This window comes from Herbaspirillum sp. DW155, assembly GCF_037076565.1.
GTDB lineage: Bacteria > Pseudomonadota > Gammaproteobacteria > Burkholderiales > Burkholderiaceae_D > Herbaspirillum.
This window is the reverse complement of the sequence record NZ_AP029028.1, coordinates 2661842-2685926: the sequence shown is the minus strand read 5'-3', so window position 1 is coordinate 2685926 and position 24085 is coordinate 2661842. Positions and strand designations below refer to the sequence as shown.

At 62.6% G+C, this 24085-nt stretch carries 14 protein-coding genes; 9 read left to right on the top strand and 5 right to left on the bottom strand.

All coding sequences use genetic code 11. The features are described 5' to 3' along the window. Positions 1-393: 393 nt before the first annotated feature. The 3 genes from AACH55_RS12255 (at position 394) to AACH55_RS12245 (ending at position 5520) form a co-directional block, all read left to right on the top strand. Positions 394-849, top strand: a complete 456-nt coding sequence (locus AACH55_RS12255) for a CesT family type III secretion system chaperone (protein WP_338720038.1) — start codon at positions 394-396, stop codon at positions 847-849. Between the two features lie 33 nt (positions 850-882). Further along, on the top strand, positions 883-3093 hold the full coding sequence (locus tag AACH55_RS12250) for a hypothetical protein (protein ID WP_338720036.1): 2211 nt from the start codon (positions 883-885) through the stop codon (positions 3091-3093). Positions 3094-3162: 69 nt separating this feature from the next. Continuing rightward, entirely contained in the window at positions 3163-5520 is a 2358-nt protein-coding gene (locus tag AACH55_RS12245; protein ID WP_338720034.1) for a hypothetical protein, read from the top strand. 4 nt (positions 5521-5524) lie between these two features. Here AACH55_RS12245 and AACH55_RS12240 read toward each other — a convergent pair whose 3' ends face one another. Both AACH55_RS12240 and AACH55_RS12235 read right to left on the bottom strand, forming a co-directional pair. Next, positions 5525-7129: a methyl-accepting chemotaxis protein gene (locus AACH55_RS12240; RefSeq protein WP_338720032.1), complete on the bottom strand. Its 1605-nt coding sequence runs from the start codon at positions 7127-7129 to the stop codon at positions 5525-5527. A gap of 331 nt (positions 7130-7460) precedes the next feature. Then, the gene (locus tag AACH55_RS12235; RefSeq protein WP_338720030.1) at positions 7461-8174 is read right to left on the bottom strand and encodes a response regulator transcription factor; all 714 of its coding nucleotides are present in this window, start codon (positions 8172-8174) and stop codon (positions 7461-7463) included. Between the two features lie 778 nt (positions 8175-8952). Between AACH55_RS12235 and AACH55_RS12230 the strand changes: the two genes are divergently transcribed. The 6 genes from AACH55_RS12230 (at position 8953) to AACH55_RS12205 (ending at position 15939) form a co-directional block, all read left to right on the top strand. After that, positions 8953-9843, top strand: a complete 891-nt coding sequence (locus AACH55_RS12230) for a transporter (protein ID WP_338720029.1) — start codon at positions 8953-8955, stop codon at positions 9841-9843. A gap of 112 nt (positions 9844-9955) precedes the next feature. Next, complete coding sequence (gene iaaH, locus AACH55_RS12225) at positions 9956-11362, top strand: indoleacetamide hydrolase (protein WP_338720026.1); 1407 nt, start codon at positions 9956-9958, stop codon at positions 11360-11362. Positions 11363-11431: 69 nt separating this feature from the next. Continuing rightward, positions 11432-12619 (top strand): substrate-binding domain-containing protein, encoded by a 1188-nt coding sequence (locus AACH55_RS12220; RefSeq protein WP_338720024.1) that lies wholly within the window; start codon positions 11432-11434, stop codon positions 12617-12619. A gap of 5 nt (positions 12620-12624) precedes the next feature. Then, entirely contained in the window at positions 12625-13491 is an 867-nt protein-coding gene (locus AACH55_RS12215; RefSeq protein WP_338720022.1) for a branched-chain amino acid ABC transporter permease, read from the top strand. Beyond that, positions 13469-15241, top strand: coding sequence for an ATP-binding cassette domain-containing protein (locus tag AACH55_RS12210; protein ID WP_338720020.1), 1773 nt, complete (start codon positions 13469-13471; stop codon positions 15239-15241). Before AACH55_RS12215 ends, AACH55_RS12210 begins: the two co-directional genes overlap by 23 nt. After that, positions 15238-15939, top strand: a complete 702-nt coding sequence (locus AACH55_RS12205) for an ATP-binding cassette domain-containing protein (protein WP_338720018.1) — start codon at positions 15238-15240, stop codon at positions 15937-15939. Before AACH55_RS12210 ends, AACH55_RS12205 begins: the two co-directional genes overlap by 4 nt. Positions 15940-16025: 86 nt before the next feature. On the opposite strand, the gene AACH55_RS12200 is transcribed toward AACH55_RS12205, so the two are convergent. From AACH55_RS12200 to AACH55_RS12190, 3 genes are read right to left on the bottom strand one after another with little or no spacing between them, the layout of a single operon-like run. Next, the gene (locus AACH55_RS12200; RefSeq protein ID WP_338720016.1) at positions 16026-18362 is read right to left on the bottom strand and encodes an FAD-dependent oxidoreductase; all 2337 of its coding nucleotides are present in this window, start codon (positions 18360-18362) and stop codon (positions 16026-16028) included. 38 nt (positions 18363-18400) lie between these two features. Further along, positions 18401-18967: a CesT family type III secretion system chaperone gene (locus AACH55_RS12195; protein WP_338720014.1), complete on the bottom strand. Its 567-nt coding sequence runs from the start codon at positions 18965-18967 to the stop codon at positions 18401-18403. A 36-nt stretch (positions 18968-19003) separates the two neighbouring features. After that, entirely contained in the window at positions 19004-23806 is a 4803-nt protein-coding gene (locus AACH55_RS12190; RefSeq protein WP_338720012.1) for a hypothetical protein, read from the bottom strand. Positions 23807-24085: the final 279 nt, after the last annotated feature.

Here is a 24085-nt window from a genome sequence, read left to right as displayed (position 1 = left end):
GGTCACCGGGCTTTCTCCTGTCTTGCTCTCTGAAACTGCCGGTTTATACCAAGTTCCCCGGAAGCAGGTTCTATCGGGCAGCTCTTTTTCTATTTCTCTCATGGCACCCATGGCGCTCACGCGAGACCATCGGCCGCGCTACGCCCCTGTCACCCGGTGAACTAACCCGGCAGATCGCGATGAACATGCCGTGATGAGTGGAACTGTGATCACGGCAATGGTGACCCATGACTGTGCACGGAGTCGCTCGCTTTCGACATTGTTAACGAACGAAGCTGACATCTGTGTGACATGCATAGAACCCATTTCATCAATAGGCGCGAGATGCCTATTGATGAAATGGGTTCCAGAACAACAGCGGACCAAGTCCGTGGCCAACTTCGAAAGACCTCAATGAAAGAAACTGACTTTGGCACACTGGTGGCCGACATCTCCCGGCTTGCCAACATCCAGCCACCGGAGGGGGTGGCCGGGCATGCCCACCTGGAAATCGACGGCATCAACTTCACCCTGATGGATAGTGCGGCCATGGAGGAGGGCAGCCTCGCCTACTTTTGCGACTTCGGCCCCATCCCCGACAACGGCGACCGCGCCGATATCCTGCAGCGCCTGCTGGAATGCAATCTGCTGATGTTCGGCGTGGGCACGCCGACTTTCTCGGTCAACTTTGAGACCGGCCACGCCATGCTGATGGGACGCGCCGAACTGGCGCAGATCGATGCCCGCAAACTGGTCAATGCCTTCGTCCACTATGCCGCCGAAGCAAGGCAATGGCAGCAGAACCACTTCCTGGAAAGTGCCACGCGCACCAGATCCAAGACCCAACACCGGCTCTTCAGCGCGGCATAAGCCAGCGCACCAGCCCCGATTTCGGAACATATCATGCACATCACAACGGAAATTACCGAGGCCGGCACCCTGTCGCCGACTCGCGAATCAGGATCGACATCGCCCCCTGCCGGGCCGGTGCCGTCCATCAGCATCAGCCTGACACCGCCCCCGGCCAGCTTGCGGGAAATCGTTCAGCAACAGGCGCCGGCAGTGCAGGAACTGGATGTCCTGCCACTGGCTTCGGCAGCCGACACCGCGCGCGCCGGCGATATCGAACTGCGGCAGATCCTGGACAACTACCTGCAGGTCAAGAATCGGCCGGTCAATCCCGAGCAGGCACTTGCATTCGTAAGGGAACAGCAAACGCAGCTGGCCAGGCCGCAAGCGCAGCAGGACTGGACCCGCGCGCAAGAACTCTATCTGCAGATGCAGCACATCACGCCGGAGGAATTCAAGGCAGTGGTGGGTGGCGTCTTCAAGGGGGGCTGGATCGGTTCGGGTACGGTGTACGCAATGAGCAGCCAGTTGGGCAATTTTCTTTCGGTGCTGCCGTCCATTTATACCGCTTCGGTCCCGCGCGACGAACTCAGAAATCATCCGGTCCACTATGCGCTGGTCAACCTGTGCATGCAGCTGGGCTTTTCACTGATTACGCCGATGATCAATGCGGCCATTCAGATTCCCATGGTGGCGCGCCAGGAGCTGATGCGCGCCAAGGGGCAACCGGCACGCTCGAAGGAAATGCGGGCGCCCCTCTATCCCGAGACCCGGCAGCAGCTCATCAATGTCACGCGCCAGATGGAGGTGTGTTCCAAGCACATGGAAGCACATAGCGAGGCATTGGCCGCGTTGGAGAAAGGTTCGCCGGCGTGGAATGCGCGGGTGGAGCAAATGCAGCGGCACGGTGAGGAGGCGATTGGCCTGATGCAGCGGCACACGCAGTTGCAGAAAGAATTCCAGGTGCGCAAGGACGTCACCGAACTCAACTACGTCAGCCAGTATTACCTGGCATGGAATCGTGTGCTGCGCGTGGCGGGTACGCTGGCCGGCCAGATCAGCGGTACGGCCACGGGCAATTCGCACCTGTCGGCCTATATCCAGATCGGCACGGCCGTATTGACCATGGGCCTGCAACAATTCTGGGCCGGGCCCAAGGGACAGTTGGCCAAGCAAAGCGATACCCTGCTGGCCACCTTGCGTTCGACCCGCTTGATCCGGCCCGAGCAGCAGACGCAACTGGAGCAGGGCCGGCTGAGCCTGGAAGAACTCTCGACGGAACACCTTGACCTCAGCGATGTTCCGCGCCAATGGACCCGTGGCGAGGCAGTCGCCTTGGGCCAATTCAAGGAGTACCTGTCTCTGCAGATCCAGTATCTGGAGCAGCAGATGGCCGACATGCTCGGCATGAATCCGCATGAGTGGCGCACCCTGGCTGCCACCAGCGCGGACCCCGAGGCAGGCGAGGGCAGGGCGCTGGCCATCCATGAGCGCAAGCTCGACAGTATGGAAGGTGCGCGGCAGCGCTATGCGGCCCTGGGTGAAGAACTGGCACAGGTGAAGGCGGACAAGGAGCATGTCCAGGCAGACCGCTGGCTGGATGTCTCGCCGGAGAATCGCGCAATCCTCTTGCGCAGCGTCGACGGCAAGCACGACTGGGAGACCGCCCTGCGTACGGCATGGGTGCGCATGCGTCTGCCCTCGGACTTCATTCCGCAGGTGGCGCAGCGGGTGGGTGCCCAGTTCCAGATGGTGTTCGCCGGCAGCAATATGCCGCTGGTGGTCTCGGCCTTGATACGCATGATCCAGGCGGAGTCCACCGAGGCGCATCGCCGGGCCGTACATATGCTGGCCCAGTCCCCGTCTCCGCTCAACAGCCTGGCTCCCGTACTGGCGGCCACCCCCACAGTGGCGGCCGCAGCCGCACCGGTGATCAGCAACGGTGGCCGCTATGCCATCGCCTCGGTCATGTCCCTGATCGGCGTGGCCGGTGCCTTCTCCAGCGGTGCACTGGTCAACGACAAGATCACCCAGCGCAGCGAGATGCGCGACGATGCCAAGCGCGGCGAAACGCCTCGTGTCGGTTTCCAGCCGGGTCTCGCTGTCCGCGCATTGAAGGCGATTGGCCGTTCCATGTTCGCCTTGCCCACGGCGGTCGTGAAGCGGACGATGATCGAATACAGCGCCCGCAGCGCCCGACATACGCAGGCGCAATTGCAGCAGCGCATCGACAGCGCAAACAAATTCGCCGCGGGTAACGGCTGATCCGCAAAGTCTTTGATACGTTCCATGAAAACCGCTTCCACCTCTTTTCACTTGCCTACGCTTTCTGAATTGCCGCCGCTGGCCGGTGCAGTTGCTCCGTCTGACGGCACCGTTCAGCCCCGGCTGGCGGCCGACGACGAAGATGAGCGTGGCCACTCGCAACGCATCATCTCCGACCGCCGCGCAGCCGCGGCCTTGCTGGCGCAGGTGCGCAGGACCGCTTCGGCACCCTTGCCGCAAGGACGCGCCGCGCCACCGTCCGAGGAGATCGCCGACAGCGAACTCGATCACGTCAGCCTCATCGACAGCCAGGCAGCGCCTGTCGACGGCGATCCGACGGTCTCCCCGGCGCTGCTGCAGATTGCGCGGCGCGGTGAGCTGCTGCTGCAATACCAACATGCCATCGATCGTCAGTTGGACCTGGGACATGCGGTGGCTGCGATCAAATTGCGGCGAGCCGCCGAAATCTATTTTCCCAAGAGTAATCTTGCAAAATTCCTGCCACACCTGCCAAAGTCCGACCAGGACCGCCAGACACTGCAGCGCCTGTATCACCAGCGGATTGACGATCTGCTCGCCGAACTGCGCTGCCATCCCGAAAATTATTCCCGCACGCTGCTCACTGACGTGGCCACCGCGCACATGATGGAGGCGCTCAATATCGATGTCGCCAACTATCTGCGTGGCATCAGGGCTGCCGGACGTTATGAGGGGCTGCACAGTGTTGCCGGGCGGGTGGTCAGTACTGCCGCCGCACTGATCAGCCTGGGCGTATCGGAGTTGCCGGGCAGTGGTGAAGCGCTCAAGGTGCTGGCGGAGGTGTGCAAGATACTCGCCCATGAACTCCCGCCCAACCTGATCAATCCGTTCGTCACGGGTCGGTTGCGCACGTACACCGATATCAAGGAATCGTTCAAACGCGCCGGCGGACAGCCCGTGGTCAGACCGGAGATCGACAAGAGCCCGGACATGGGGCAGATCCTGCACAGGGCCGTCGCCCGTCGGCAGGCGCTGGAACAGGCGATCACGCAGTTCGAACGAGTGGTCGATGGTGACGATCAATCCGCAGCACTGGCCGGCCTGGTCGCGGCCTTCATGGACTTGCACGAGCTGATCGACCGTACCTACCGGCGGCGCATCGGTCTCAATCGTACCCAGACCTACAGCAAGGCCTGGGGCATGGCCGTCAACGGCATCGGCGTGAGCGGCGCAGTGATCACGGCCACCGTGCCCGTAGCCGGCCAGATTGCCGGTCCGGCCATCCTTGGCGCGACCATTCCCTTGCAATGGGCGGCCGGTTATCTGGATGAGCAGCGCAACCGCCACCGTTACAACCTGCGCGCCAATGTGAAATGGGGTGATTTCCTGCTGCCGCAGGCGGCAAAGCGACACTTCTCGGAACTCACTGCAGCGGACGTGAATGAAGCCGCTTTGCGCCAATCCTTCATCACCCAGCCGGAGATCCGCGTGGCGGCTATCCGAGAGGTGTACGAAGATGCGTTCGCCACGCTGATCAAGGAACAACTGGAGCTTGAACGCGAGATTGTCGCAGGCGGCAGCCGGCAACGACCGCTGGCGGTGCTGCAGCGACGCAGCGCCGAACTGGCCGAGGAAATCGCCATCGCCACCCGCGAGATCGACGACTTCGAATCGTTCGACATGGAGCACTGGCAACGGCTCCCGGCAGACGGTCTGATCGGCCGTTGCCTGGACGATCTGTCCTACCTCGAAAAGCGTAATCGCCGCGCACGCCTGCGCAAGCCGGGCGAGTCCGCCCAGATCATCCAGCGTTACGTGCAGGCTTTCCAAGGGGGAATCTCGACCGGCACCAGCATGCCGATCATCGACACCCTCACCAACATCGACAGCCTGCATGTCTCTGGCGATAGCCACCAACTGCAACCTGCCCCGCTGGCCGGGGCGGTCACGGTGGGGATCACCGGGGGAGCCGCCTTCACGGCTGCGACCGGCGAGGTGAGGGTGACCAAAGCCGACAACAAGCGCATCCTTTCCGGGCCACCGCCCTCGGCCCTCGACAACCCGCCGCTGGATGATCCGCGCTGGTCCCTGCAGACCTCTACGCGCAGCGTGGACCTGCGCGGCACCCTGGCTTACCGGCGCTTTACCTATACCCGTCGCGACGAACTGAGGCTCTTGGGGCGCGCCGTAGGACATGGCCTCACCAGCGGACCGGTCGGTTTGTACAACATGGCACGGGCGCGCGGTTGGCCGCAAGCCGAGGTGGCGCAGTCGCGCCGGATGTTGCGCCGCGCACTGGACGCACTGGCGAGAGCGGGCTTGCCGAGACTGCCGCCGCCGGGCGTACGCGCCGACACGATCTCGGCGATGCGAGACGAACTGTATGACTATCCCGCCATCCGTTCACTGCTTGAGCGGCCGCAGGCAGGGCAGTCCGGCCTGGCCTGAACGCTCAATACTGCAGCGCCAGCGATGGCTTGACCGGCTTGCCGGACGCGTCCTCCAGTACCGGGGTCTCGAGACTCCCCTCAAGCTTGAAGATGCTGATGAGGTCCGCCAGACTGCGGGCCTCATCCTTCATGGCGGCCGCCGCTGCCATGGCTTGCTCCACCAGGGCGGCATTCTTCTGCGTCACGTCGTCGATCAGGTTGATGGCGTCGCTGACTTCGGCGATGCCGCTTGCCTGATCCTGGCCGGAGGAACTGATATCGCCAATGATGGCGGCGACGCTCTCCACACTCACGACGATACCGTGGATGGTCTTGCCGGCTTCCTGTACCAGCGCAGTGCCTGCGTTGACCTTGAGCACCGAATCGGTAATCAATTCCTTGATCTCCCTGGCCGCGGCCGCCGAACGCTGCGCCAGGCTGCGCACTTCCGTGGCCACCACGGCGAAGCCACGCCCCTGTTCACCGGCACGGGCGGCCTCCACTGCCGCATTGAGTGCCAAGATATTGGTCTGGAAGGCGATGCCATCGATCACACCGATGATGCTGGAGATCTTCTGGGATGAAGCATTGATGGTCTCCATGGTCCGTATCATCCGCGCTACCGCGTCACCACCGGCCGAGGCCGCACTGGAAGCGATGGCGGTGGTCTGGTCGGCACGCCGGGCGTGTTCGGCGTTGCGTTTGACGGTGGTGGCGATCTGTTCCATGGCGGCTGCGGTTTCTTCCACCGAGGAAGCCTGCTGCTCGGTCCGTACCGAGAGGTCCTGGCTGCCGGTGGCGATTTCGGCCGAGGCGATGGCAATGCCGTGGATGCTGATGCGCAGCTTGCTGATGAGCTCGCGCAGATTGAGTGTCATCGAACGTAGCGATTGCATCAACTGGCCAACCTCGTCCCGCGCGTCCACTTGAAGGCTGGCCGTCAGGTCGCCGCGGGCGACCCGGTCCGCGACACCGACCGCCTCGGTCAGCGGGCCGATGATGGAGCGCGCCAGCAGGTGCACCACGATGGCCGCCAGCAGGATGGCAAGCCCCTCCAGAATCAACAGCAGCCGACGGCTCTGCTTTGCCGTCTGTTCAATATCGAGATTGATGCGGTCGATCTGCTGGCGCTGGACATTGAGAAAGGCTTGCATGAGCTGCTGGAATTCTTTGGCCACCGGCACGTATTCATTTTCCAGTGTCTTGAGCGCCAGCTCGGCCTGGCCGGCAGCCTTCAACTGATTGACCCGATCCCGCGCGGCCAGATAGCGCTTGCGCTGCACACCGATCTTCTCAAACAGCGCCCGTTCTTCATCGGTGTCGAGCAGGCTGCCGATATGTTCTTGCAGATCCCCCGATTTCTTGGGCCCTTCGGTAGCGAGAAAAGCCGTCAGTGAGGTATCGCTGCTTTTGGCGATGGCGGTGGTGCGCATGATCCCCGATTCGATGGCCCGATACCAGTCGCTGCTGAGCCGCTCCTTCATCAGGGGTTTCTTCATCATGGCAGAGGAGGCGTCGCTCAGTGTCTGCAGATTCCACAACGCGACCCCGGTGGTCATACAGGACAACACCAGAACCAGCCCAAGACCCAGGCCAAGCCGCCTGGCTATCTTCAGATGAGTGAACATGACCGCCCCTTTTCAAGAAAACCTTACGTCGTATCAAAAAGCAGAGTATCGCGCATGGTAACACCGTATTGATGAGTGATACATTAAAAATTCAATGTATGGCACGCAGCGCTGCCACATTGCGCGACTACGCCCGCCATTCATGAACGTCGACGTCGCGCTTCAGAGCAAACAAGAGAATGAAATCGGGGTAAAAGCGGGCAGGGTGATGCAGAGCGTTGGCGAGCGATGAGGGGCGCGGCGACAGCGCCCTGCAAAGCAGGGGATGGCGACACGCAAACACGGATTCGCAGGCGGCCGCCCGCACGTGCGTCCGCGTGTCAGCTATTTGTCAGCTTGTCTGGCGTTCTTCGATCAGGCACTTGACCAGCTGCGTCCGGTTGCTGACGTTGAGCTTCTTGAAGATCTTGGAAATATGGGTGCGTACCGTCGAGAATTCGATGTGCAACTCACGTGCGATCGCCTTGTCGGAAAGCCCGCGACAGATGTAGCGGGCCAGGTCGCGTTCGCGCTCGGACAGCCGGGATACGACGGCGGGGTCGACTTCATCCGCCGCCAGGGCTGCCGCACGCGGTTTGGTCCGCTGCAGGGCGTGGGTGAACGATGGCTGGATCAATGCCAGCAACTGCAGCGCCGCCGGACTGAAGTTTTCTCTCCGCGCGCCGCGCCAGATGCGGATGTCGCCGATATTGCGGGTGCCATCGTAGGCAAACATGTTGATGCCGAAGCACAAGCCGTCCCGCGCCAGGAAGTCATTGAAGAATTCGGTGCGTTGCAGATGCTCCATCGGCATCACCTGCGTGACCAGGGTCGGTACGCTCAGGCGCTGAAGCTTGTGGGTGATGGGATCACGATACTGATAGTAGTGCTCGTAGTTGGCCAGATTGGCCGGGTCCATATTGACCGACACCCGGTCACTGAAACAGTGCCGGTCGTCATCCCAGGTGTAGGAGGCGAAGTAATCCGCTTCCAGCAGCCGGAGCAGCGGCAGGGAAAGGAATTCCCGAACTTCATGGTTGGAGCGGCAGCCATTGAGCCCCCACATGATGTGCTCAAGCAACCGCAATTTATCGGCCGAAATGTACACGCGTCGTGCCCTCCTCAACACACATCCGTCGTCCCTTGCTCGTCGCGGATCGCGCACCAAAAAGCATCGCGCCCGCACCTGATCGTGCCGCCATGCACCCGTGGATGCTGCATTCGGATGCAGATATCTTCGCCACAGGTAGCACGCAGGCAGGCGACCTGCCATCAAGCAAGATGCATTCCACACCTGCCTTTCAGCCGGTGCGCGATCACATCATCGAAGAACAAGGGACTGCTGGGTACGCAGTGACAGGGAGTCAATCCTGTCGCCGCGCGGTCTCCATACTTTATAAATTATTTAAATCGTTTTTATTGCTGGTTCCGGCGCCCGCGGTTTCACGAGCCACGTTCGCGAGCCAGATTCGCGAGCCAGATTCGCAGCGCGACCATGCTACCGATTTTGCCGTCACGACGCAATGCCGCCGATGTTGCGCGCCGGCCGCAAGCGCTGATCTCGCCTGCATTTCGGGCCGATGGCGGGGAGCACGCGATCGGTGACGCACGGGCGTCGACGTTTGCGCAGTCTTTCTTCCGGCTCATCAACGCATCCTCATTCTTGTGGATAGGCGCGGACGCGGCGCTGACCTATTCTCCACCTCAACCGATGAGCTGTTTCTCTGAGTGAGATGCGATCTCAGGCCGATACCTTGCGGCTGGCTCGCCTGTGCGGCGGGCGTGCGGGAAGCGATGGCGGCAGGTTGCCACCAACCAATTGACGAAAAAAAGGGAGTGACGTGATGCGCAATATTCTGTGGAAAGGCTTGTTCTGCTCGGGCGTGGTGCTGGCGTCTCCAGCCGTGCTGGCCGTGGAAGGCGGGGGCGGCAATACACCCAACGGAGCGGACGGCTTCATGGCAGGCGCGCTGCCGCCGCCGGGCACCTACGGCCTGGCGTTTCTGAACCACTACAGTGGAGACCGCTTCAACGACGGCAACGGCAATTCCTCCGTGCCGGGGTTCAGCGTCAAGGCCAATGTGGCGGCCCTCAAGATCGTCCACATGACCAACACCGACGTCTATGGCGGCTTGCTGGGCTTCTACAGTGCGCTGCCGCTGGTAGACCAGACCGTCCAGGCAGCAGGCCGCACAGACAGCCGCACCGGCCTGGGCGATCTGGAAGTGGGTTCGCTGGTGGCGTGGCATCAGGGTGACTGGCACTGGTATGGCCTGATGGCCCTGGTTGCACCGACCGGCTTGTACAACAAGGACCGGCTGGCCAACATCGGTTCGAACTACACCACCCTTCGCCCCCAGTTTGGCTGGACCTATGCGCCGGCCAACGGCATCGACATTTCCAGTCGCTTCACCTACAGCTTCAACACCCGCAACAACGCCACCAACTACAAATCCGGTCAGTACTTCGAGGCCGACTACAACCTCGGTTATGCCTTTACCCCCAGCTTCAAGGCAGGTTTGCAGGGCTATTACTTCCAGCAGATCACCAACGACGAACAGAACGGCGTGAAGGTGGGCAGCGACGGCAACAAGGGACGGGCACTGGCAATCGGCCCCGGTCTGTTCTATCAGGCCAGTTTCGCTTCCTTCGAACTCAAGTACCTCACCGAGACCATGGTGGAGAACCGGGTACAGGGCAAGAGCCTGTGGTTCAAGAGCGTATTCAAGTTCTGATTCAAGTTTTGACTGGCGCGGCTGCGGCCCGCATCACCTTGAGACCGGCCGTCGCGCTGGTGGGGCTGCCTGCAGGCGTGGCCGGTCTCTTCACTAGTAAATGGATGAATTCATGGATCTGCTGGAACTGACCCTGATCGAAGCGAGAAAAGGGCTTACCGATCGCCGCTTCTCCTGTACGGAATATGTCGATGCCCTCATCGCCGAGACCGAAGCGCAGGCACATCTGAATTGCTACCTGCATCGCGACTCCGAGTTGCTGCGGGCGCAGGCGCGTGCGTTCGACAAGGGTGCCGTGCAGGGTGTGCTGGCCGGCATCCCGATCGCCATCAAGGACAATATCGACGTCGCCGGTATCGCCACCACGGGCGGCACGGCGGCGTTGCGACAGCACGTGGCGCAACATCACGCTCCGGTGGCAGCGCACCTGTTTGCTGCTGGCGCGCTGTATGCAGGCAAGGCCAACCTGCATGAACTGGCCTTCGGCATCACCAGCAACAACGGCGTGTTCGGACCGTGCCGCAATCCGTATGACCGCAATCTGATTGCCGGTGGCAGCAGTGGCGGCTCCGCAGCCCTGCTGGCGGCGCGACTGGCCCCGGCCGCGGTGGGCACGGACACTGGCGGTTCGGTCCGTATCCCGGCGGCACTGTGTGGCGTGGTGGGTCTGCGGCCGAGTTCGGGACGCTATTCGCAGCAGGGCATCGTGCCGATTTCGCATACGCGCGACACCGCCGGTCCGATGGCACGCAGCGTGGCCGATGTAGCCCTGCTGGACCAGATCATGGCAGGCAGCCCCGAGCTGCAGCCTCTGGCCGCGATCTCGCCCGGGCAATTGCGGCTGGGGGTATTGCGCAATCCTTCCTGGGTCGGTCTGGAGCAAGAGGTAGAAGCCGCCGCCGAGGGTGCGCTGGCACGGCTGGCCAAGGCGGGCGTGGAGCTGGTCGATGTCGAACTGCCGACGCTGCAGGCACTCAATGGTGCCGCCGGCTTCGCCATTGTGTTGTATGAGTTTCTGGTTGATCTGCCCGCTTATCTGCATGCGTCGGACGCCAAGCAAGCCTTGCTGGACATATTGAAACAGGTCGGCAGCCCCGACGTGGCCGGCATCATCCATGCCGCCATGGATCAGCCCGTACCGGAACAGGCTTACCGTCAGGCGCTCAGGGAGCGCGCGATGATCCAGGCACTTTACGACGATTGCTTCCGCAGCAATCGTCTCGATGCCTTGATCTTCCCCACGACCGCGCTCACGGCCCGTCCCATCGGCGAGGACGCCAACGTCGATCTCAACGGCGAACGCATACCCACATTCGGTGCGTTTGCCCGCAATGTCGACGGTGCCAGCATTGCCGGGCTACCCGGCATCAGCATCCCGCTGGGCTTGTCGGACCGCGGCCTGCCCGTGGGTCTGGAACTGGATGGCCCCGCCGGTTGGGACCGCCGCCTGCTGGAGGTGGCGGCCTGCGTGGAGGCGATCCTCGGCACGGTACCGCCACCGCCGCGGCAGGCTCGTTAGGCCGATGCCGCTTGCAGGTTCTGTTTTTCATTGTTCTTCCATCCTGTCATTTTTCCGGAGAAACGCATCATGCAACGTCGTACTTTTCTCGGCCGCACCTTAATCGGCGTCACCGGCATGGCCAGCAGCAGCGTACTGGGTCTGGCTGGCGCGCTGACCGCCCGCAACGCCCACGCGGCCGACACCCTCAAGGTCGGTGCCATGATTCCTGCAAGCGGTCCGGCCGGATTGTTCGGCCCTTCCAGCAAGAATTGCTGCCTGCTCGCCCAGGATGACATCAACGCCCGTGGCGGCATTCTCGGACAAAAGATCGAGGTGCTCTTCGGCGACGCCGGTGCCGGGCCGGAAGCCGCCACGCAGACCGCCCTCAAATTATGGAAGGGGGCCGGCGTACGTGCATTCGTCGGCATGCACGACAGCGCCGTCCGTGGTGCACTGACCACCATGCTGCGGGGCCAGGTGCCGTATTTCTACACCGCTTCCTACGAGGGCGGGGAGTGCTCTCCCGGCGTCTACGTCACCGGCGAAACACCGGCCCAGCAGCTGGCACCGGTGATCCCCTGGCTCAGCGAGCAACGCAAACTCAAGCGCTGGTACCTGATCGGCAACGACTACAGCTGGCCACGCGAGACCAATGCGATTGCGCGCACCCATATCGCCAGCAGCGGTGGCAGCGTGGTCGGTGAGGAATATGTACCGTTCTCGGTCGACAACTTCGATGCCAGCCTGGCCAAGATCCGGGCCAGTGGCGCAGACGCGGTGCTCATCACCCTGGTAGGCGGGGCCTCGGTGAGTTTCAATCGCGCCTTCGCCGGCCTCGGTCTGGCCGCCGGCATCACCCGTCTGGGGACACTGATCGAAGAAAACACGCTGGCCGGTATCGGCGTGCAGAATGCCGAGAATCTGTATTCCTCCGCCGGTTACTTTGCCGCCCTGCAGACCGCACCGGCCAAGGCGTTCGCGGCGCGCTACCAGGCCCGGTTCAAGGGTCCGGATGCGCAACTCAACAGCCTGGCCGAATCCTGCTACGAGGGATTCCTGATGTTCGAGGAGTTGGCCCGACGCGCGGGCAAGATCACGGTTCCTGCCTTCAATGTCGCAAGCGAGGGGGCCCATTACGACGGTCCGCGCGGTCGGGTGGAAATGCATCAGCGACATGTGGTGGAGGATATCCTCGTCGCGCGTGCCTCACCGAGCGGCTTTGAGATCGCCAAGACCTTCCCCGCCGTGGGTGCCGGCCAGAGCTGCAAAGTCTGAGCACCATGACTGCGATGCATGCAAGCGCGCTGGCGACAATGGGGCTGGACCTGCTCTACGTGCTCTCCATCCTGGCGCTGACAGCCATCGGACTGGGTATCGTGTTCGGATTGCTGGGGGTGATGAACATGGCCCACGGCGAATTCGTCATGCTGGGAGCCTACTGCATGGTCTTCATACAGCAACGCGGACTGCCGACCCTGATGGCCTTGCCCTTGGCCATCGTGGTCTGCGCCACGGCCGGATGGGCGGTGGAACGCTACCTGATCCGCACGCTCTACAGCCGTCCCTTCGATACCTTGCTGGCGACCTGGGGACTGTCGATCGTGATGCGTGAGCTGATCAAGGCAGCCTTCGGCGCCGGATACCAGAACGTGACGCTGGCAGCCGCGCAGCCGCTGCAACTGGGGACGCTGGCCTATCCGCTCTATCGGCTCGAACTGATGGCCTGCGTGTTCCTGGGCTTGCTGGCGCTGGGAATCTGGTTTGGCCGCAGCCAGGTGGGCGCGCGTATCCGCGCCATGACCGGCAATCCGGTACTGGCCAGGGCGGTCGGTGTCAATACCACGCGGCTGGCCAGCCTGAGCTTCGTGACGGGCGTGACGCTGGCCGGTCTGTGCGGCGTCATGCTGGCACCGCTGGTACGGGTCGAACCCTACATGGGGCTGGACTATCTGCTCAACGCCTTCTTCGTGCTCATCGTCGGCGGTTTCGGCAGCGTGGCAGGCCTGCTGGCCGGTACCGGGATCATCGGTGCCACCCAGAGCCTCACGGCCAACCTGCTGGATCAGACGGCCGGCTATGCCGCGGTGCTGATCGTGTCGATACTCTTTCTCTGGATTCGTCCCAATGGTCTCATCGCGCGCCGCTAACCGCCTTGCCCTTGTCCTGATCAGCGCTGCGCTCTTGCTGGTGCCTGCCGTGGTGGGGGATTTCGATGCCTATCAAATCGCGCTCTACCTGTTGCTGGGCATCGTCACGCAAGGCGTGGCGCTGTGCTGGGGCAATGTCGGTTTCCTGTGTCTGGGGCAGGCCGTGTTCTTCGGGCTGGGTGCCTACCTCTCAGGAACCCTGTTGCGGGCCGCCATGCAGCAGCCCCTGATGCTGGCGCTGCTGCCGCTGTGCCTGCTGTTGCCGGCGGCCATCGCCTATCTGCTGGCCCGTGCAGTCTTTGGGCGCAAGGTGGACAATGGTCCGTTCTTCTCGCTCATCACGCTGGCGCTGGCCATGCTGGCCAGCCTGCTGGCCAATCGCTTCAGTGGCCTGACGGGCGGCTTCAATGGCATGGTCGACATTCCCGATCTTCCCGGAACCGATCGATACGCCACGCTCTACTACGTCATCGCCGTGGTATCCATCGGCAGTACCTGGATTTTCTGCCGGCTGCTGCGTTCACCGCTCGGCATCTTGTGGAGCGCCCTGGAGCAGAACGAAGAGCGTCTGCAATTCTTCGGTTTCGATACCGGCAGGCTCAAGGCGATTGCCTTTGCCATCGGCGCGGCGGCCTCCGGACTGGCCGGCCTGCTGTACGCTCCCCACCAGGGCATTGTGACGCCCAGTGCCATCGGCATCGGCATGTCCACGCAATTTGTGATCTGGGCGGCCATCGGTGGTCGCCGCAGTCCCGTGGGGGCGCTGGCGGCCACGGTGATCATCGGTCTGGTCTCGGCCAGCTTGCGGGATCGCTATCCGTTCTGGGAAGCGCTCATGGCGCTCATCTTCATTGCCGCGGTGCTGTGGTTTCCGCAGGGACTCTCCGGCGCGGTGGCACCTTGGCTGCGCTGGCCGGCGCGCTGGGTGCGACCGTCCACCTCGCTCACGGAACAGCAAGCACCGGCGCTGTCGCCAGGTGCGCCCAGCGGCGGCGATGCCGTCCCTCATCTGCAACTGCAGGATGTGCACGTGCGCCGCGGGGCAGTGCGCATTCTTGACGGACTTGCGCTGGAGAGCCGAACGCGCGGCATCTGTTGCGTGATCGGTCCCAACGGGGCAGGCAAGACCTCCATGTTCAACGCCATGAGCGGACGCCTGAGCGCCGACCGGGGCGACATCTGGTTCGACGGTCAATCGATCACCCACTCTCCCGCATGGCGGGTCGCGCAGTTGCGTATCGGACGAAAGTTCCAGATTCCCTCGGTATTCCCTCGACTCAGCGTCAGACACAACCTGCTCATTGCGCTCTGGGCCAACCGTCTGTCGCCGCGCGATCATCTGCGCAGCGCACCACTGGGGTGGCACTCGGCGTTCGGTCAGCACCTGCTGGCAAGGCTGCCGCTGTTGCAGCAGCGGCCCGAGCTGGCAGCGGGCAGCCTCTCGCAAGGGGCGCGCCAGATGCTGGAGTTCGCCATGGTGGCGCTCATGGAACCGCGACTGATGCTGCTCGATGAACCCTGCGCCGGGCTGTCGCCGGCGGAAACCCAGCAACTCATGGAGGTCGTACGCTGGAGTGTCGATCATCTCGGTGCCAGCGCGCTGCTGATCGAACACGACATGAGTGCGCTGGAGGCCATCGGCGGCCATGTCTTCGTGCTGCACCAGGGCCAGTTGCTGGCACAGGGCGCACTGGCGGAGATCAAGGCATCGCCCGAGGTACGCAAGGTCTATCTGGGAGGAAGAAAATGACGCCAGCCGTCCCGCTGCTGACATTCGACAATCTTGTGGCCGGTTATGCGGATACGCCCGTCCTGCATGGCGTGAGCGCTACGGTGAGCGCCGGGCAGGCGCTGGGTGTGATCGGGCGCAATGGCGTCGGCAAGAGCACGCTCTTGCGTGCACTGGCCGGGATCATCCGCCCGTTTTCCGGCAGCGTGTCCTGGTCAGGTCAGGCGCTGGAAGGGCAGCCCGCCTATGCCTATCGGGCAATGGGCATGAGCTATGCGCCGCAGGAACGGGTGGTCTTCGACGAGCTTTCGGTGGCGGATAATCTGACGCTGGGTCAGGCCAACCGCGATCTGGCGATCTTTGCCAACAGCTTTCTGCTGTTTCCGCGGCTGCAGTCCCGGCTGCCTCAGAAGGCCGGGGTGATGAGCGGCGGCGAAAAGAAACTCTTGTCCTTTGTCCGCATCATGAGTGAAGAGGGCGCCTTGAGCTTGCTGGATGAGCCCAGCGAAGGAGTGGCTCCCGAAAATATCGCGCTCATGGCCCAGGTCATCCAACAGGCCAAGGCGCGGGGCAAGGCGTTTTTGCTGGCGGAACAGAATATCGACTTCCTGCTGTCGGTATGCGATCACCTGCTGATCATGGATCATGGCGAGTTCGTTGCCAGCGGCCCGCTGGCGCAATTTTCGCGCGAACGCATCGAGTCCTATCTGGCGGTGTGAGCCGCAATGCCGGGCGCAGACGAGGATCGCGACACTGCGTGAATGCGCTTCACGCAGTGTCGCACTGAAGCTCTAGTGCGAGGCGATCAGGCCGCGCCGTAGTCGTACTTGTTCTTGTCCAGGCTCAGCGGCGAATTTTCCGGTACGGTGCCGCCCAGGTGGACGGCGGTAGCGACGGCCGCATTGATCGCAGTCGTGACCGCGCCTTCGACCCAGCCGCCGTTGTGAGAGATCGAGTCCCCGGCGATGTAGACCCCGGTATCGGTATCGGGATGGTCCTTGTTGACGCTCAGGTACTGGTAGTAGGCCTCTTGCTGGCTGGCCTCCTGACCGGGGGTATTGAGCTTGAAGGCACCGTACTGGTTAGGCGTACCCTGCCAGTCGATGGCATGGATCTCGTCATTGACCGGCACCAGGTTGCGGGCGAACTCGGGACTGACCTGCTCGATCACCTTCTTGAATTCGCTCAGTCGCTCTTCCGGCGTCATGGCCATGAGCTTGGTGGATTTGTCGCCCCAGGTGTAGCTGACCAGTACCACGCCTTCCTTCATGCCCGGATAATCCAGGCAATAGATGCCGTGCGGCGACTGGTCGGTCTGGATGGTCTGCGGAATATCCTTGCGGGGGTTTCCCTGCTCATCCAGCCAGAACTTGGTCGGGGTGCGGATGAAGAGCTTGGAAGAATCCATCATGTGCAGATCCATCAGCGCACTCTTGACGGTATCGCTGAGCGGGTCCGTACCTGTTCCCGAGGTCACGGTCAATCCCATGCGCTGCAAGGCGGGGGGAGTCGCCGTGACGATCACGGCGTCGAAGGTTTCGGTGCTCTCTTCGGCCGCGTCACCATTTTGGCGGACGGTGGTCAGACTCGGACGGCCATTGTCCATCTGCACGCTCGTCACCTTGGTCTGCAGACGAATGTCGGCGCTGTCGTCGAGGCTGACCTTGCTGCCGTCAGGACGCGTCACCGGTTCCGAATAGAACTGTCGCAGCGCTGCGCTGGTGCCGTCGGGCAGCAGGTTCTGGCGATCTTCCAGCTTGTTGAGCATGACGCGCAGAATCTCCAGGAAATTGACCTGGTACAGCGGGCCGAACCCCCCGGTCCCGATCCCCAGCGCACCGAAGGCATCCATTTCCGTCTTGCCCCAGCCTTTTTGTTCCTTGAGTCCATCCAGCACGGCGGCCTGGAAGCTCATGTCCTTGTACTTGGTGATATAGCTCTGCCAGATTGCCTCCATCTTTTCCGTATCATGGACGGCACGCGCCTCTTCCAGCGGCATCATCAACGCGGTCGCAAATTCGGTGAAGTCGCGGCCCACCTTCTGCAACACCGGGTCCGACGGCGTGGCATTGCCTCCCGGCCAGTCGATGACCTGATTGCGATAGAACAGCTTGGTGTCGACCTTGCCGGGATTGGGGAAATTCGGATCGGTCTTCACACCGAACTGCTTGAGATAGTGGAACCAGGTCTCCCCGGTGGGCGGAAAGCGCATGGCGCCCATTTCCGAGAAGGCTTTCGATTCTGTCTCGCCGTCATGATAGGGACGGGATTCCAGGCGACCACCGATGCGCTTGTCGGCTTCGATGATGACGGGGGGCAGGCCGATCTTGAGCAGCTCACGTGCGGCGACGGTGCCGGCTGCACCACTGCCCACGATGGCCACCTTCTTGTTCATGGCCTCGGGCGGCAAGACGGCGATGCCGTCATTGAACTTCAGGTATTTCTTGTAACTGTAACCGGTGTCGATGAAGCTGATGTCCGGCTTCTTCTCCAGGATTTCAGTGATCGCACTGCGTTCGCCCTCATCCAGATGCATCAGCAGCTTGTTGCGCTGAGGCGAGCTCATCTCGCTGAGCAGCGAATGCAACACGCTGACCGACGGGCCCTGGCGGCGTACCGCGATCAGCGCAGCCAGTCGCGCTGGCGGCAGGGTACTCTTGAGGTGATCGAGCATGCCACCGGGAACGCCTTCAGCGGCGAGATGGTAATACTGATTGGCCAGCCATAACTCCTTGTTCTCCAAGGTAGGGTTGGGGCTGATATCGCCCTTCAGGTATTGCACGCTGACATGCTTGAGCAACTCGACCTTTTCGGCGTCGCTCATGACATGCCAGTGCTGATAGATCTCGCGCTGTGCCTGCAGGCGCTGTTCACCCTTGGGCATATTGCGCAACAGCTCCAGGTTGTGGAGCATCGGTGCGGCCAGGGATTGCGGACGGACCGCCGGCCACTCGCCCACCCGCGTGGTATTGATGAAGGGCAGGTCGCGTTTGCCGTTGGTGCGGCTGGGGCCGCTCTCCAGAAGGGACAAGGTGGCGGCCGTGAGACTGGCGGCAGAAGTGGATGGAGCAACTTCGCGGCCGGAGGAAGTGGATGCCGTAGCATCGAGGCCCGTCCGGGAAGTTTCTGTGACGTTGTGCATGATTGAATTCCTTGGTAAGTCATGGGGCGGCACCGCCCTCAGCGGTTGCGCACCATGAGCGAAGCAAAACTGGAAGCACCCTTGCCGGGCGGTGGCGCGCGCCGCTCCTGGCTGAGCAGGAGCGGATCGGTGCGCCATTGCCGCGCTTCGTGTGCGAGGACTTTTAACTTTTGCAACAGCGATCCCGGGGTCAACTCGGCCACCGTCTCGGCTTGCAGACGGACCAGGTGCCCGGTGTCCGGCGAGAGTGCAAAGATCGGCTTCTCGGTGGTGTGCAGCGACAGGTTCATCTTCAGCAGTTTCTGGCAGAGATCCGGAGCCTGGGTCTGGCCGAGTTCGCCCAGATCGCAGCAGATGGTCATGCGCGCCGGATTGATCTGTTCGCTGTGGATCAGGGAGAAATCGATTCCCTCTACCTGAAAAGCCTGGCCCTTGAGCAGAGTTTCAGGCTGTTCGAACAGGGTCAGACCGCAGAACTGCGCGATGAGCCGGGAATAAGGGGAGTGGGACATGATCGTCAAAGAGGCATCGTTAAAAGGCGGAAGAAAGGAGGGCGCGCCCATCAGGCGACGCCCCGGTTCTTTTACCGCATCGATAAGTGGCATCCGGGCAGCGCCGGTTCCATCTCATGCGCCGCCTGATCAGCGCGCCGTCGCGACTGGCGGCGTTCGCTCACCATGCAGTTCGGCATGGGTACGGTCGAGCCACTGATCGATGGGATCGTAGTCGCTGCGGGCAAAATTCTTGAGACAGGCGAGTACATCGCGGGCCGAATTGGCCACGTAGTCGGGGCGTCCCGGCACCAGTCTGCGCCACCCGCGCGTCGTGTCGGTAGCACTGACCAGCGCACCATCCCGTACCTGATAGCGGCGCTGGTCTGGGTTGGGATAGGCGGCCGCCAGGAAAGCATGGATGAGATTGCCCGCCTGCAGGCCATCACCGGCAATACGTACCGGAACTGCCCGATAGCTGGCCTCATGCAGTGTGACCAGATAGTAGCCGCGCGGCCCCACGCCCAACATCGGGGCGACCTCGGGGGAATAGGTGAGGTCGAAGAGGTCGTGGGTCTTGAGGAAATGCCGTCGTATCGCTGGCACATTCTGCAGCCGCACTGCGTGGTTGTCGTCGCGCACTTCCTGTTGTTCCAGCAGCAGCTGGCCGGCCTCATCCACTTCCATGACCATCAGCGGACGGTGCAGGGCGGTCGACAGCGTACGTGCCAGCATTTCGCCCGGGAAGGGCCGGCCGGGCAGGAATGGCTGGCCGGGGGCGGGCAGGGGGAAGCGCGTTGCGGGTGTCCAATCGAGAATCTCCGGCAACACATTGGCACGCACCCGCTCCTTCATGGCCTGGCGCCTCTCGTCGTCACGCTGCTTGTAGCGGTGATTCGGATGATTGACGTCGTAGTAGCCCCCTTTTTCGCGGAACTTCTCGTGCGATACGTTGCGCACGGCGTCGTTGAGAAACGGCGTGATCGGATGGCCGGTAAGGATGGCACCCAGTATGCCCACGCGGATCTGCGCCGGACTGAGCGCCGAATGGTAGGGATGGCGCCAGCGCGCCGGTTCGTCTTCGCGAGGCTCCAGCGGCGCGCCGTGAAAATTGTTGAGCGTACCGCCGGTAAAGATCATCTCCTGGCGTTGCGCATCGTAGCGATACATCTGCGCCGTCTCCGGATGGCAGCAGATGGCACCGTCTTCCAGCTCCAGCTGTAGCGGCTGACCATCTTGCCGGGCCTGTTCCAGCGCTTCCAGATAACGGTGATAGCGCACCTCGGCCTGGAAGGTGTCGAGCTGGCGGATGTAGAGCACCTGACCGAGATTGAATTCTTCTGCGTCGTCCGGGCCGTCCGCCCCCCCGCGCCGCGCGCGCTCGGCTGGCGGATCATGATCGATGCGATCCAGCACCGCCACCGAACCGGCCATGAGCAGGCTTTCCACCTGCATGTGCTCGGCCAAGGGGATGACAGTCACGGCGGTCTCCTGCTGTATCACCATCTTCTGGCTGCGATCCAGAGGGGCCGCGCCATAGCCCAATCCCTGCAGGAAGGTCGCCGCCATGTGCCCGGAGCTGGTGACCGACATGAATTCGGTCATGGCCAGCAGAGCCCCCTCGCCGATGAAGACGGCATCCGCGCCATAGCGTTCGCGCGCCTGCGCCTGGCGCGACTGCTCCACGTAGTGGGCATCGGTCACCACGGCCCGGTAGACGTTGTGCGGGACGGTCTTGGCATGCAGGGACATCAGATTGACCATCAGGACCGATAAAGGCGTGACCATGCGATCACGCTCTCCGGTGAGATTGCCACGCTGGTTCATGGCCGCCGTCTTGAACCACACGCCCGGTGCCAGCCGCAGATAGCGCGGCTGCCCGGTCTGCGCCCAACGCAGCAGGTAGTGGAACAGTTGCGACTCCAGCGTATAGGCATGGATCGCTTCCCGTCCTTCCTCGATCATGCGATTGCTCAGACGCTGGTAGAGCGGATTGCTGTGCTCCACGGTCTGCGGCATGCCCGGTGCATTACCCAGCGTCTGCTGTAATTCCTTGACGTAAGGCACCTGGGCATCGGTAAAGGTGGTCTGTTCGCGCGGAATGCGTTCGGTGCGGGCGAAGGGTGCCGACGGGCTGGCCGTGTGCGGCAGCGGTGCACTGATGAAGTCGGGCGACACTGCGGTCGGATAGGCCATGGCCGAGTTGGCCGCATAGGTCGCCGGAAAACTTTTCATCAACTGTTCCGTGGCCTTGCGGATGCGCACCGGCAAACTGGCAATGCTGTTGGAGGCGGCCAGTTCCAGATCAGGGAGCTGCGAGGGACCGGCCTGCTCGATATCGGGCGGGTGCGCGCGTCCGGAGAGCAGGTCGGAGGCGGCGATCATCTCTTCGTAATAACGCTGCACATCCTCCAGATGCTGCTGTTGCCGTGCCGGTGTCATCTCGTGGAAACGGGCCGCTGCCTGCACCTGTTCAAGCTCTGTGCGTGCCGTGCGTGGTGCCTCCAGGTTGAGATGGTTGATCGCCCGCCGCATGTTCTCCACGCCATCCTTGAGCATGACCGAGGTTCGCCGCAAGGCTTCCACATCTTCCAGACGATCACGTCCTTGCTCAAGCATGCGCTCGGTTTCCACCGAAAAGACGTTGAGCAGATCGCGCACCCGTGCCAGCAGATTGTTGGGACTGTTCTCCCGCGCTAGCTGGTCTTCGCCGGCGCGTGCGGAACGGCCGGCCAGACCGGCACCGGCAAACACGACAGAGAGTATCGGCAGCAGGGCCTTGTCGACGCCACGCACACCGAGACGCGTGACGAAGGCTTCCAGATAATTGCGCCCCATATCGCCGTGCCCGGCGGCAGCACCGCTGTCGCTGGCCGCAGGCGGCGGGGCACCGTAGACCGCGCCCAGCGAACGGAACACCAGGTCAGCCGCGAAAAAGTCCATGGCCTTGTAGGTTGCGCTGAGCAACAGATGGTTCTCCGGGTCGCCCGAGCGGCCGCGCAGGAACTCGATACCGGTGAGCACCGTGGCCACGCCGAAGAGGCTGTAGATATCGTTCTGATTGCCGCGCGGCAGTCCCATGCGGGACTGGATGCCGTAATTGAGCAGCAGCCGCCCCAGCTCGCCCAGGAAAGGCAGCAGCGCTTCATTGAAGATCTGCCCCGGAATGTGTTCCCGGCTCTTGGCCGTGTCCTTGACGAAATTCTTGTACGCAAAGCGGTAGGCCACCGTCACCACATCCTGTGCCAGCACGGTCACTGCGATAGCGCTGGCAATGGTCTTCTCGTCGACGACACCCGCGCCCGAACCGGTGAAGGCGCGGGCACCGGAAAACAAGGTGTGCGTCTTTTCGTCGCGCAGGCTGTTCATCAGCGCCGTCATGCCATAGACCGTGGTCCCGGTGATCAGCGCGCGCAGGCTGGTGCGGATGATGCCATTGGCAGTGGTGCCCGCGACCATGGGATTGAGGTCGTTGAGGATGATGTCGGTCAGCACATGCGAGGCCGCCGCCGCAATGCCCTTGAGCGAATGGCGGTCCTTGAGGAAGGGGGCGGCGGGGATTTCCTCGCCGGTGGAAACGATGATCCGGGGATCGGCATAGCCGGCGATGCTGCCATAGGGACCGGTATTGTCGCCGCGCCACCCATAGGTCGAGACATCCGCGCCGGGCAAGGGCGATAGCGCCTTGACCGCATCGCCATGCGGATCGAGCAGGGTCATTTGCAGGCCCTGCTGCGTGTATTCGAAGCGGTGTCTGTACTGGTCTTCAGTGCGCACGATGAGGATGCGGTTACGTGGCCGCTCGTCCATGAAGGATTCGATGAGCTGGCGCATGGTCGCATTCTTCACGCCCGGTGCACTGCTGGGCGCGATGATCTCCACCCCGCGTTCATCGAAGCCGGTCACCTGGGCGATGGCGCCGCCGCTGATGTTCAGACTGGCCGGATACTCGCCATAGGAGCGGCTCTGGATCGGACGCGGGGTATCGTGGTACTTCTGGTCGGTGAGGAAGATGATGGCCCGGTTCTCCGGACCATTGAGATCGCAGTAGCCCAGGCGGAAATCGCTGCTCCGGCCGTCGGCACGGCTCGATGGTGGCGGCTCGCCGAAGCCCTCGGCCATGTAGTTCTCGGCATTGGCCCATGAAAACTGGCGGGGGAACTGGCTGGCATTGGGCGGCACCGGCATGACTACGGTATTGCTCTCGTCCACGCTGCGGCGCGCGAACAGGACCGAGCGTCGCGAACACTCCAGCAAATAGGTACAGAAGTAGGTTTCCATGCTCACTTGCGGACCGCCCGTGCCGCTGCGTTCTGCCGCGATGAGTTCCTCGCGCCGTGCGTCAAACCCCAGCAGCGCGCGCGCGCTGACCAGCCGGTTGGCGTAGCCCTTGATGAAGTAAAGCTCGTCCGGCCCCTGCGGCCCCGGCACGCTGTCTTTGACCACCAGCAGGTGCGTGGCGACCGTGCTGGTACGGAAAGCGAACGGAAAACTGGCGATGCCGACGTGATCATTGAGCGAGGCCAGCCTGATCCCGGCCGAGGCCGATTCCACGTGCCGCCCGTTGAGGGTCACGACGATCTCGTCGAATTCGGCACGGCTTACGCCGCTCTGCCGCATGTCTTGGTGCAGCTGTGCCAGCGCAGGCGAGGGGGCCGCTACTGGTGTGCGCAGCGCCGACAGCAACGTGGCATCGGGCGCGATCTCGATATGGACGTCGGCCGGGGCGTCAGTATGCGGGTGCAGAACCGGTATTTGCTGCTGCTCGATGCGCCCTTGCAGATGTACGGGCCGGCGTTCCAGGCTGCGACCGGATGGCAGACGAAGGGAATCCGCCGATTGCGGAGGCGAGGCCGCCTCAGTGCGAGCGACGGTCGTTGATGTTGCAGATGACGCCCCGCTCGGCTCGGCGATGTCGCCGAACGGTGGGCGTGAAGAAGAAATATGGGCCATGTTGGTGCAAGAGAAGAGGGCTGAAGGAGGGCCTGCCGGCGTCGCGCGACGCGGCAATGACCTTGGGTCTGCTGCTGGGTGGCACGAACCGTCACATCGTTCCAACGTCATCGAAATGTCATATTCCCATAGCGCAGTTGGCCGCTAAGTGGACCGTACCACTATTGCGAAAAGGATCCTTTTTGGCGTGCCTTGCAATTCCCCGATGGCAGGGATGCGGGGCAGGCAGTCTCGCGTTGTCCGCCCTAAATTGGCTCTATATAGCACCTTAACGGTGCA